Genomic DNA, 12745 nt, shown 5'->3' with positions numbered 1-12745 from the left:
CAATTCATTATCAATTTAGATACTTCAAAAAAACCGCTCATCCGCGCGCGCGATGGGGCGTTATTCCTGCTGTGCTGGACGATGTGGGCCGCAGTCCTGGTCTCGGTGGCGAACGGCACCGAGTGGGGCAACATAAAAATGTCTTTTATTAACTGGTATGCCGCGCAGCAAGTTTTTTTCAATGCGCTGTTGGCAGATTTTCATATCTCGGTGGCGAACGGCGCCGAGTGGGGCAACATAAAAATGTCTTTTATTAACTGGTATGCCGCGCAGGAAGTTTTTTTCAATGCGATGTTGGCAGATTTTCATATTTCAAGTACGTATGTGAGCCTGGTCGGCCTTTTGATGTGCGGAGTCTTGTTCTGGTCAATTTTAGGCCTGTTGCTGGCTCCGCCGCGCCGCCGCACCAGCAGCGTTGCGCTGACAGTGGAGGATATGGCCCAACATTTTGATCTCGACTGCGTTCTGCTCAGCGCAATGCGGAAAGAAAAACAAGTGATGGTTTTTCACACACTCTCAGGTGCTGTGACCGATGTGCGTTGCGCGTACTCGGACCCGGATTCACAAAAATTGGCTGCGTAAAAATGATGAAACTGCGGCAATTCCTGTGCGCAAGCATATTGACGCTCTGTGCGACGCCTTCCTTGATCCCGGTCGCTACGGCCAAGGAAGGCGCCCAGACTGTCTCTACAGTCGCCGTGCCCTTGCGCATCGAACTGATTGTCAGAACGATCAATAATTTCACGACGCGCCAAGACGTCGCTGCTTTTTTCGAGCGGGCAAAAAGCGCGCGCGTTACTGTCGTGCATGTCAATGTGAAACAGGACGAGGATGACGAGCGTCCATCCGGCGAAGTCTATTACGCCAGCGCAATTGCACCGATCGCCGCGGGTTACGAGAAATTCGATGCACTGGCCGCGTCGATTGCGGAAGCGCACAAACGCGGCATTAAAGTGTACGCATGGCTGCCGCAGTTTCACGATCAGGCGGCGATTCGCGCGCATCCTGGCTGGCAGATGACGGCGAATGAAAACGGTGTCAGCCAAGTATTCAAAGGAAAAAATAACGTCGAATATTTCGTCAATCCGATCGATCCGGCGGTGCAGGCCTACCAGTTGAGTTTGATCGTCGAAATCGTGAAGAAATACAAGGTCGACGGCATTTCGCTGGACTGGCTGCGCTTTGATGATGTGAATATGGATGTCGGGGCCTACACCCGCCAGCTAGCGCAAAAAGAAATCGGCCTTGATCCGATGCTGCTGGATTTTTCCAGACCTTCTGACGCTTCCGACCGCTGGCAGGTATGGCGCGCCCAAAAAATCAGCGCTTATACGCGAGAGGTCCGGCAGGCCGTCAAGGCGATCCGCTCGAATGTGAGCCTGACGGCGTTCGTGCTGCCGCCGGAGTTTTCCGAGGTTGGACAGGATCTTGCGCTATTCAGCAAGGATTTTGACGAGGTGCTGCCTATGGCCTATTTCAGGGATTGGGATTTTCCCAGCAGCTGGGTCACTACAAAATTAATGCCGGATATTGCACGCAAGCGAACCCGCAATACGGAGATCAAACCGACGCTCGACGGCACCGGCACGTTTGCACAGAATGTTGGAATTTTGTCGAACATTCAGAAAAATTTTCCAGAAGTCGGCTCTATCGCATGGTTCTCAGCGGTGTACTGGCAACCCAAGGAAATTGAGCGCATCGTAAAAATACATCGGGCCGCGGCTATAAAACGATAAATACTGCATTCGCAACTTGCCACGCATGTGGCGTGGCGGTGCTGATGCAGTCGATGCGCGCAAGTATTGCAAATATTGTAAATATTGCAGGAAGCGCCCCAGACATAACTAACCAAGGAAAAACATGGCACGTAAATATTTTGGAACGGATGGTGTGCGGGGTTTGGTGGGTGAAGCGCCGATCACTCCCGACTTCGTGATGCGTCTGGGCTACGCCGCGGGCAAGGTATTGGCCAAGGCCCAGAGCGCTTCGGTTAAACCGACGGTACTGATCGGCAAAGACACGCGCATCTCCGGTTACATGCTCGAAGCGGCGCTGCAGGCGGGGTTGTCGGCGGCGGGCGTGGACGTCATGCTGGCGGGGCCGATGCCGACGCCGGCTATCGCCTACCTGACCAAGGCGCTGCGCCTGACGGCCGGGGTGGTCATTTCCGCCTCGCACAACCCGTATCAGGACAACGGCATCAAGTTTTTTTCGCGTCATGGCAGCAAATTGCCTGATGCCATCGAGCAAGAAATTGAGTGGGCGCTGGACTTGCCGATGCACTGCGTGGCGTCGGACAAACTGGGCCGCGCCCAGCGCCTGGACGATGCACAGGGCCGCTACATCGAATTTTGCAAAAGCACATTTCCGAACGAACTCGATCTGCGCGGCCTGAAAATCATAGTCGATTGCGCCCACGGCGCAGCCTACAACATCGCGCCGCACGTCTTTCACGAATTGGGCGCCGAGGTGATCGCTATCGGCAACAAGCCGGATGGCTTCAACATCAACGCCGGTTTCGGCGCTACGGCCCCGGCTGCGATGTCGGCTGCGGTGCGCGCCCACGGAGCGGACTTGGGCATCGCCCTTGACGGTGACGCCGATCGCCTCATCATGTGCGACGCCACAGGCCGTCTTTATAACGGCGACGAATTGCTGTACGTGATGGTGATGGACCGCCTGGCGACCGGCCCGGTGCCGGGCGCGGTTGGCACCCTGATGACCAACATGGCGCTGGAAGTGGCGTTCAAGCAAATGGGCATCGGCTTCGCGCGCGCCAAAGTGGGCGACCGCTACGTGCTGGAAGTGATGAAAGAGCGCGGCTGGATTCTTGGCGGCGAAGGTTCGGGCCACTTGTTATGTCTGGACAAGCACACCACGGGCGACGGCATCGTCTCGGCGCTGCAAGTATTGTCCGCGCTAAAGCGCAGCGGCAAAACGCTGGCGCAATGCACCAGCGACCTGGTGCTGTACCCGCAAACGCTGATCAACCTGAAAGTGGCGTCTGGATTTGACTGGCAACAGAATCCGGCCATGGTCAGCGAGAAGGAGCAAGTCGAGCGCGAATTAGGCGACAGTGGCCGCGTGCTGATCCGCACGTCCGGCACCGAGCCCCTGATTCGCGTGATGGTCGAAGCGAAGAGCGCCGAGAATGCCGCCAGCATGGCACGCCGCATTGCCGATAAGATCGCTGCGTAAACCTGCGACGCAGATACCCGTTTTCGAAGCAGCTATCGTTCAATTGGAGGTAAAAAAAGCGAAAGACATTAAAATGTCTTTCGCTTTTTTTATACTCATAACTGTATATTTAAGCGCCGCATAATGTATATGTGGAAAATGCAGTGTTTTTTAATATACTCCATAATTTACTCTGATTTGATAAACAGGGCGCAGCGCCGGCCAGAGCGTTCTGGCCGGCTTGCCTGTTACGCCGCGAGCAGGAAATCGGTCACGGTAACGGTGGCATGGTCGATTCCCAAGAGCAGGATCGAGTCGCCTCCGATCTGCACCAGGGTGTCGAGGCCGGCACCACTGATGACAACCTGTGCGCCGAAATTGCCGGCATTGATCCCGAGCGCGGAAATGTCGAGCTTGTCCTGGCCGCCGCCCGCCGGATTGGCATCGAATCCCTGGATGGAATCGTGGCCAAACAGCGCCGCGAACCCGAAGGTGTCATTGCCAGCGTCGCCATTCATGAAGTCGTTGCCGCCGCCGCCGATCAGCCGATCGGCATTGTCGCCTCCGAACAGAGAATCCGCTCCGCTGCCGCCGGTCAGCACGTTGGCGATCGCATTGCCGGTTCCGGTAAAGCCGCCGGTTCCGGTGAACGTCACGTTCTCGACATTCAAGCCCAGCAAGTAACTCGACATTGTGGTCTGCACGGTGTCGGTGCCGCCACCCAAAAGCTCGTTGATGATGTCGCCCGCGTTGTCGACGAAATACAGATCGTTGCCTGCGCCGCCGTCCATGGTGTCGGCACCTGCGCCGCCGTTAAGGATGTCGTTGCCGCCGCCGCCGCTGAGGCTGTCGTTGCCTGCGCCGCCATTGAGGGTATTCGCCAGCGTGTTGCCGGTGCCGGCGAAATTGCCGGTGCCGGTGAAGCTTAGGTTCTCAAGATTGGAGCCCAGTGTATAGCTTGACAGCGTGGTCTCCACCGTGTCGGTGCCCCTGCTTCCGAGTTCGGTGATCAGGACGCCGCTGTTGTCGACGATATAGGTATCATCGCCAGCGCCGCCTGCCATCGTGTCGGCGCCTCCGCCGCCATTGAGGATGTCGTTGCCTGCGCCACCGTTGAGTGTATTCGCCAGCGCGTTGCCGGTGCCGGCGAAATTGCCGGTACCGGTGAAGCTCAGGTTTTCCACATTGTCGCTCAGCGTATAACTCGCCAGTGTGGTTTGCACGGTGTCGATGCCTGCGCCTGCGAGTTCGGTCACGATATCTCCCGCGTCATCGACGATATAGGTGTCGTTGCCGGCGCCGCCGAGCATGGTATCGGCGCCCGTGCCACCATTGAGCGTGTCATTGCCGTCGCCGCCGTCCAGCAGGTCGTTGCCCGCGCTGCCGTTAAGAATGTCATTGCCATTGAGTCCCCGCAGATCGTCGTCAAACTGCGTGCCGTTGAGCGTGTTGGCCAGATTGGTGCCGATGAACAGGCCGCCGACGCCGGTAGTGGGGGCGGAGATGACTTCCTCGTGCGCTCCAAATGTGTCGGTGTAGTTGGCAATAACGCGCAGTTGGGTGCCGACCAGCAACTTGGTCGGCGTGAAGCTTGGGCCCGTTGCGCCGGCAATGTCCGTGAAATTCACGCCATTGCCCGATTGCCACCGGTAGGTGAGCGTCGCTCCCACCACCCCGTCGAGGTCCACGATTGATCCGATCGAAGCCGTCAGCTGCTGGCCTTCGGTGGGCGAGGTATCGCTGATCGCTGGTGCGCCGGTGGGAGCGTGGTTGACCAAATTCAGCACCTGGTCGGCGAACTGCACATGTTCAATGTTGCGGATCGTGTCGGTGCCGTCGGTCGCGGCGCCGCGCAGGTGTGCCACGGTCCAGGTGCCGTCGGGATTGTGCTTGATGTCATAGCTAGCCAGTACATCGGAATACAGCGCGGTGTCGATCGAGCTGTCGGCTCCTGCCCCGCCATCGAGAATGTCGTTGCCTGCGCCGCCTTTAAGGACATTGTTGAGCAGGTTGCCGGTGCCGGCGAAATTGCCGGTACCGGTGAAGCTCAGGTTTTCCAGCTCGGCCCCCAGCGTATAACTCGCCAGCGTGGTCTGCACCGTGTCGACTCCGCCGCCAGCCAATTCGGTTACCACGTCGCCGGCGTTGTCGACGATATAGGTGTCGTTGCCGGCGCCGCCAAACATGGTATCAGCGCCAGCGCCGCCGTTAAGCGTGTCGTCTCCAGCGCCGCCTTTAAGGACATTGTTGAGCAGGTTGCCGGTGCCGGCGAAATTGCCGGTGCCGGTGAAGCTCAGGTTTTCCAGCTCGGCCCCCAGCGCATAACTCGCCAGCGTGGTCTGCACCGTGTCGGCTCCGCCGCCAGCCAATTCGGTGACCACGTCGCCGGCGTTGTCGACGATATAGGTGTCGTTGCCGGCGCCGCCAAGCATGGTGTCAGCGCCAGCGCCGCCGTTAAGCGTGTCGTCGCCAGTGCCGCCATCGAGGTAATCATTGGCCCCGAGCGCATTGATGATGTCGTTGCCGCCCCAGCCGAAAATTCGGTCGACGCCCTCGGTGCCGTTGATGGTCTCGGAGGCATCGGTGCCGTTGATGATATTGGGCAGCACATTGATCAGGAAGTCGTCGGTGACGGTGAGCGGCGTGCCGGGGCCGGCATCGGTCGCGGAAACACGTACATCGATAGCGCCGAGGAAATTGTCGGGCGGCGTGCCGGTGATCAGGCCGCCGGTCACGCCATTGGCATCGGTTAGCAACGTGAAGTGCAGCCCGATGGAATCGAGCGTCGCGCCATTCGCCAGTTTTGCCGCATAAATCAGCTGGTTAGCCGGCGTCTGGTCGTCGGCAAACACGGTAGTCAGCGGCAGGAACAAGTTGATTGGTACGCCGGACTTGGCCGAGGTGTCAGGCAGGCCGGTCAACGCTTGCTGCACCACCACGATGGGCGCGGTGTTTACCAGCGGCGGCAGGGTGACGACCGAGGTCGCCACGGATTGCATGCGTTCCGTGAAGCCCAGACCGTCGACGAAACTGACCTGCACCCGGAGCGGCTGGCCCTTCTGGAAATCGGCCGGCGTGAAGGATGCGCTGGTGGCGCCAGCGATCGGCACCCATTCCAGGCGCGCCAGGTCCTGCTGCTGCCACTGGTATTTCAGCGGTCCTACAATGCCGTTGGCATCGGCCAGCGTGGTCACATCGGCGGTGAGCACTCTTCCAATAACGGGATCGACAATTGGAGTCGCCAGGTTGGTGTCGCCGGAGATGACAATCTCGCCGGTCGGCACCTCGTTGGCTGCGCCGGGAAGCGCGATCATGCCATCGGAAAATTGCAGACGCTCGATGTTGCGAACCTTGTCGACCCCGTCGATACCGATCGCGCCGGTACCCAAGATATGGTTGACGGTAAAGAAGCCCTGATCATCCGGAAACTCGATGATGTAGTTGGCCATCACGTCCGAGTAAATAGCGGTGTCGACATCGCCGGCCTGGCCGTCGTTCCTGATCTCCCGGATGATCTGGCCGCCGGGCGCATACGCGCTCAGGCTGACATGCAGCGCGGCATCGCCGTCGATGATGTCGTTGCCGCCGCGGCCCTCGATCATGTCGCTGCCGGCGCCGCCCAGCATTATGTTGCCATCCGAGAAGTTCACCGGCCCCGGAGCGAAAAACGTGTCCAGGCCCGAGATCAGGTTGACGTTGGTTAGCGTGTTGAAGGCGTCCGCTATCGCATTGTTCGTGCCTTGCAAGAAATCGTTGTGCGCCGAGCCGCTGACGGCTTCGGTTTCAATGAACACATCCCGGATCGCGTCTCCCGCTGGCGTATTCGGATTGGCGATGAACTCCTTGCGATTCATGTCGACGCTGACGCCTTGCTGGGCGCTTTCATACGATGCCCAGTCGAAGCCCAGACGGCCTTCGAACCTGTCGAAGCCGCCTTCGCCCAGCATGATGTCATCGCCGGAAAAGCCCTGCATGCGGTCGCCGCCGCCGCCCCCGTTCAGGACGTCGTTGCCGCCGAACAGAGGCACCTGGCCGGTTGGCGCGCCGCTGTCGCCGACCATCAGGTCTCCGCCGAGGCCACCCTCGATCCAGTCGTCGCCTTCGTTGCCGACCAATTCGTCGTCGTCCTCGCCGCCGCGGATGATGTCGTTGCCCAGGCCGCCCGAAATTGCGTCGATCCCCAGGCCACCATTGATGAAGTCGTTGCCGTCGCCGCCGAACACGATATCGTCGCCGATGCCGGCATCAATGATGTCGTCGCCAGCGTCGCCGTGGATGGTGTCGTTGCCGGCGGTATCGGTAATGATGTCATTGCCATCGCCGCCAAACAGAAAATCATTGCCGTTGCCGCCATCGATGGTGTCGTTGCCGCCGTCGCCCCAGACCGTGTCATCGTCGGCATTTCCGGCCAGCAGCTTGTCATCGCCGCTGGTGCCGCCCAGCACAATGGTGTTGCCCAGGAAATTGTCGTCGCCGATGAAATGGATTGTGCCGTCGTTCGTCACCTCGACCAGGAGTTTGCCGGTCTCAGGATTGTGCAGCCAGGTCGATGGATCGTTTTTGTTGATGGTGCCGGCTTCCACTGTATATTCCGGCGTCAGGAAAATGCTCGCGCTCAGGTGGTGGGTGCCGGTGTTGTGCATGATCATCTCGGCGAACGAGTTCGCTTCGATCTCGGTTCCCCAGTGCGTGCCTTCGATGCGCGGCAGGTAGTACAGGCGGTCGGCATCCTGCAGGTTTTCCAGTTGGGTCTCGAAGATGAAGTTGAAGGTCGATCCCAGCAGGCCGCCGAACAGGTTCTGCTTCTCGGCCAGGCCGCCGATCCATAGGTCGACATTGTCGAGGCCGGTGACCGAACCGGTGCTCCAGACTGGTATGGAGCCGTTCGCGGTATGGATCGCGTGGCTATCTGCGGTGTTATTCGCATAGGCGGCTTTGCTGTGGATGAAATTGTAGGCATCCATGTCGAAACCGGTGCTGCCGATTACGCTGTGTTCCACCAGAGCGAGCGCGGCGGCGCGCTTGTCGACCAGTTTCTCAGCACCGGTGATGCTCGAATGGGTGCCGTAGGCGGCGACGAAGTTGACCAGCGAACCCGGATGTTTCAGGTACTGGCCGAATTCATCCCAGCTTTCATACGGCTTCAACGACGTGTCATGGGTCTGGCTGTACAACTCGTTGCGCAGCAGGTTGATCGGCGGCACGCCGGTTTCGCGGCCGCGCGCGATGTTCAGCGCGGCCAGGTCGAGCGGCAAGCCGAGCAGATTGTTACGCAGCGCGCCGGTGACGAATTCGTCGATTTCATTGCCGACCTGGTTAACCGATCCGAGCACGATTTCGCCGGCGGCGTTAGCGCCTTCCCTGGCGTAGGCGAGCGGATTGGTGAAGGCGTCGATCAGGCCGATCGCGTTGAGCTTGGGATGCCCGGTCAGCGGATCGATGACCGGGGTGCCGTCCGGGCCGATCTCATAACGGTTGACATTCTCGTCCAGCATCGAGTGGCCGAAGCGATACACCGCGTGCGCGAACTCGGCGGTGATCGCCGGATCGAGATGAATGTCGGTGTTGCCAAACAGGTGGATGGTCGGCGCGATCTTGCGGGCGAATTCTTCAAATACCAAGTGCTGGTACTGGGTCTCGGTGCCGAACTTGGCGACCTGGAACAGGCGCTCGCCGTTCCATTCATTGTCCTGGATGCCATCGGCCAGGTTGGCGCCCGCGAGTACCCAATCGGTCGCGAACGCCGAATCGCCGTTCGCCAGTTCGGCGCGGACCAGCGACTTGGTCTGTTCGAGCAGCCGGTTGTGCTCGGAGTGAAATATTTCGTGGACAGCGGTGAGGCCGATATTCTCGTTGACGCGGCCGTCGCCGGCGATATAGTGCGCGTCCAGCAGCTCGTTGTCGTATGCCAGGTTGGCTCCTGTCAAGGGGTTGACAGGCACGGCGTTCCCGGCGGCGGGATTGTCCGGGGTGGCGACGTCGGCGTCCGGGACCAGGACGCCGCTTGCGTTGAAGACCGGCACCGCGTTATGCGCGATATCGTTGAGGAAGGCGTGTCCGGTGCGCACTGCGGCGTCCGTGCCGACAGGCGCGCTCGGGGAGCCGGACACCAACCGGTCGTCGGCGGTGCCAGCAATGCCGTCGGGCCCTTTGACGACGAGCTGGGCCATACCCGTGACCGGGTTGGGAATGAAATTGCCATAGGCATCGGTCGCCAGCAGCGGCACATCGCCGACATCCGCATCAGTGAGCCGGATGCCAAGCTTGAGGGCGTTAGCCTTGACATCGGCCCAGGTTGGCATGTGATGGCTGCCATCGGCGGCGATATGGTCGAGCATCCTTCCGGTGGCGTGCAGATGGCCGTCGATGCCGGCAATGTACTCGCGCAGAAATACCTGGTGCGACGGATGCGAGGAGTAGGTCTGGCTCTGGTCCACAAACGGCGTGATGGTGTTGGCGCCGTCATGAATGTCATCTGCCGTGCCGAGTATGCCGTCCGCGCCCGGCTGGTTGGTGGCGCGCGTCAGGACCATGAAATTGGTCTGGCCGCCGGGAACATAGAGCGGGTCGTCCGGCAGCAGCGGGATGAATACCGTGCCGCTGCCGCCCTTGGTGACCAGGTCCAGCCCATGGTCGAAGAACTGGCCGAAGAAGGTCATCCAGGAGTTGAACGGTGCCGACAGCCCATTATCGGGCGTGACATTGTTGATGAACAGGTTGGTGCCATCCGTGCCGGGCGGGGTCGCGGGATTGTATTGGTGCTGATAGCCGATTCCCAGAGCATCGCTGGCTTTCGCGGCGGCTTCGACGGCAGCGGCATTGTTCGCGCTCTGGTCGGAGATCAAATTACTGATCGTGCGCGGCTGTGAATCGAATACCAGACCGCTCGTCTGTGCGTATGAAGTCTGTGCGGGCGGGCCAAAGCCCGCCGGGGTGGTTCCGGCGCTCTGAAATAGCGGATCGGCCACGCGCGTAAATGCCTGGTCGGCGGCTCCAAAATCGCCTTGGCCGGGCACCAGGTTGTTGTTCTGGCCATCTACCTGGCGCAGCCCGAATGCGAGATGCACGTTCACTGGAGGTTGTCCCGCTTCAGCCATCTTGATTTGGGTCAGGATGAAATCGAGGTCCGATCTATTGAAAGTTGCCATGATATTTCCCTTTAAAGTTGTTTATTAGGCAATTGACAATAATGTATTTCCTGATAGCTACCTTGACCAAAAGCAAAAACATGCCATGTTGAAAATTCCTGATTGCGGCCGGTGCATTCGCGCCATCCTGATCCGCCGGCGTAGGAGAGTTCCCGCGCGGACGCAGCGGCACAACCCGATGCTTGATAAATCGCAACCGAATGAAATTTGTGCTGGCCGGATGTGCGATTTATCAAACCTAAGCCGGTCCTGAAACGTACACTACATGACAGAAAAGCAATTTAATTTTATGTTTGATCAAACCATGCAGCCGCAGAAATAGAATCATAAAATCGGCGCGTCAAAAGGTTTGATCGCGTATGAGAAGGGGAGCCGCATCATGTTCAAGTCCAATCGCGGGCCGGGCGTAAAGCTCGGCGCAGAGCCGCTTTGCCTCTGCATATCGCACATTTCGCACATTTCAATACCTGTTTTCCCAATACCATTTTCCCGACGACGCCAGTGCCATCCAGGGCGACGTTGCAAGAGCTGCTCCTGAATCACAGCCCTCGTCAGGGCGCCGGAGCGATGGCGTCAGTAATGCAAAATTAAGCAGTGAAGAGTTTCATGCAGCGCGAGCATTAAACAACCAATAAAACAAAATTCAAGGGGTAGAAATCATGGCAAGCGAAGATGGCGTAGGCAAAAAAATGGCACGTAGAGAAATGCTGATTGCGGGCGCAGCAGCGACCGCCGGCGTGGTAATCGCAGCGAAGGTCGGCAACGCGTATTCGCAAGTCGTGGTCCCACCGGCCGCTCCGCTGCCACCGCCGAGCCCGTATACCACGCCCTTTGTCGAACTGCTTCCGGTATATACCCCGAAGCGCCCGGTCTCAGGACTTTCCCCGAGCCCGACGGTTGCTCCTGCCAGCGGAGAATGCGGCAGGCCGAACCATCAGCGCTGGAGCGACTTCGTGCCAACAAAATTCTACGAGATGCATGTGAAGCCGGCACAGCACCAATTCCATCGCGAGCTGCCGACCCAATCGATCTGGGGCTACGATGGCATGCTTCCCGGGCCGACCTTCGAAGCCCGCTACGGCGAACCGATCACCGTGCGCATCTACAACGACCTGCCAGCCAATCACGTCGGCTTCGGTTCGCCGGAAATATCAACGCATCTGCATAATTTGCATTGCGGCTCCGAGAGCGACGGCTTCACCGGCGACTACTACAGCGAAACCAAGTACGGCCCGACGATGACCGCGCCCGGCAAATACAAGGACCATCTTTATTCGAACTGCCGGGCCGGTTACGATCAAAATCACGGCACCGACGGCGATCCGCGCGAAGCGCTGGGCACGCTCTGGTACCACGACCATCGCATCGACTTTACTGCGCAAAATGTCTACAAGGGACTGACCGGTTTTTACCTGATCTTCGATGAAATCGACTCAGGCAATGAAAATGACACCAATCCGAGCGCACTGCGCTTGCCGAGCGGGATCGGCAAGTACGACATACCGCTGGTGTTCCAGGACAAGCAGTTCGATTCCGGCGGCTACCTGGCGTTCGACCAGTTCAATACGGATGGCATCCTGGGCGACAAGTTTTGCGTCAACGGCAAGATCCAGCCGTACTTTCCGGTCGAGCGCCGTAAATACCGTTTCCGTCTGCTCGATGGCGGCCCGTCCCGGTTCTACGAGTTCTATTTGACCTACAAGGGCGCGGACCAGATGTTTACTTACATTGCCAACGATGGCAATTTGCTGCCGGCGCCGCTGCTGATGTCGAAAGTCCGGCTAGGCGTGGCCGAGCGCGCCGACATCGTGATCGATTTCTCAAAGTACCCGGCTGGCAGCACGCTATACCTTGTCAACAAGCTGGAGCAAGTGAACGGCCGCGGCCCCACCGGCAAGATACTCAATCCTGGCACGCAAATCCTGCGCTTCGACGTCGGCGAACTGGCTGCCGACAACAGCCGGGTTCCCTTCAAACTGCGCGAGCTGCCTCCGATTGATTTGAAGGAAGTGGTGACCACCCGGGTGTGGGAGTTCGATCGGAACAATGGCGGCTGGACGGTCAACGGCAAACTGTTCGACGTCACCAAGGCCAGCGCCATGCCGAAAAGAGGCACCGCGGAGATTTGGGTGCTGAGGGTAAAAGGCGATTGGACGCACCCGATCCACATTCATTTCGAGGAAGGCCGCATCCTGACCCGCAACGGCGTCGCGCCGCCGCCGCATGAACGCGGGCGCAAGGACGTCTATTCCGTCGGTAACGGTGAAGAACTGCGTATTTTCCTGCGCTTCCGGGATTACCTGGGCAAATACATGATGCATTGCCACAACCTGATCCACGAAGACCACGCGATGATGATCCGCTGGGATATCGTGCCGTGAAAACAAGGCTATCGCCCGCACCGTCCAATCGGCGCCCGA

At 59.1% G+C, this 12745-nt stretch carries 5 protein-coding genes; 4 read left to right on the top strand and 1 reads right to left on the bottom strand.

All coding sequences use genetic code 11. The features are described 5' to 3' along the window. The first annotated feature begins 105 nt into the window (after positions 1–105). The 3 genes from FKCLFG_RS13645 (at position 106) to glmM (ending at position 3198) form a co-directional block, all read left to right on the top strand. Positions 106–582, top strand: a complete 477-nt coding sequence (locus tag FKCLFG_RS13645) for a hypothetical protein (protein WP_472613619.1) — start codon at positions 106–108, stop codon at positions 580–582. Between the two features lie 5 nt (positions 583–587). Next, the gene (locus FKCLFG_RS13640; RefSeq protein ID WP_472613618.1) at positions 588–1736 is read left to right on the top strand and encodes a glycoside hydrolase family 10-like protein; all 1149 of its coding nucleotides are present in this window, start codon (positions 588–590) and stop codon (positions 1734–1736) included. A gap of 124 nt (positions 1737–1860) precedes the next feature. Continuing rightward, the gene (gene glmM, locus FKCLFG_RS13635; protein WP_472613617.1) at positions 1861–3198 is read left to right on the top strand and encodes a phosphoglucosamine mutase; all 1338 of its coding nucleotides are present in this window, start codon (positions 1861–1863) and stop codon (positions 3196–3198) included. A 227-nt stretch (positions 3199–3425) separates the two neighbouring features. Here the strand turns inward: glmM and FKCLFG_RS13630 are convergent, their stop codons facing one another. Then, positions 3426–10325 (bottom strand): peroxidase family protein, encoded by a 6900-nt coding sequence (locus tag FKCLFG_RS13630; RefSeq protein ID WP_472613616.1) that lies wholly within the window; start codon positions 10323–10325, stop codon positions 3426–3428. A gap of 659 nt (positions 10326–10984) precedes the next feature. Between FKCLFG_RS13630 and FKCLFG_RS13625 the strand changes: the two genes are divergently transcribed. Then, positions 10985–12706 carry a multicopper oxidase family protein gene (locus FKCLFG_RS13625; protein ID WP_472613615.1) on the top strand — a complete coding sequence of 574 codons (1722 nt, stop codon included), beginning with the start codon at positions 10985–10987 and terminating at the stop codon, positions 12704–12706. Positions 12707–12745: the final 39 nt, after the last annotated feature.

The sequence above is a fragment of the Gelidimonas denitrificans genome, from assembly GCF_055694065.1.
Note: the sequence above shows the minus strand (reverse complement) of the source record. Positions and strands in the feature narration are given on the sequence as shown.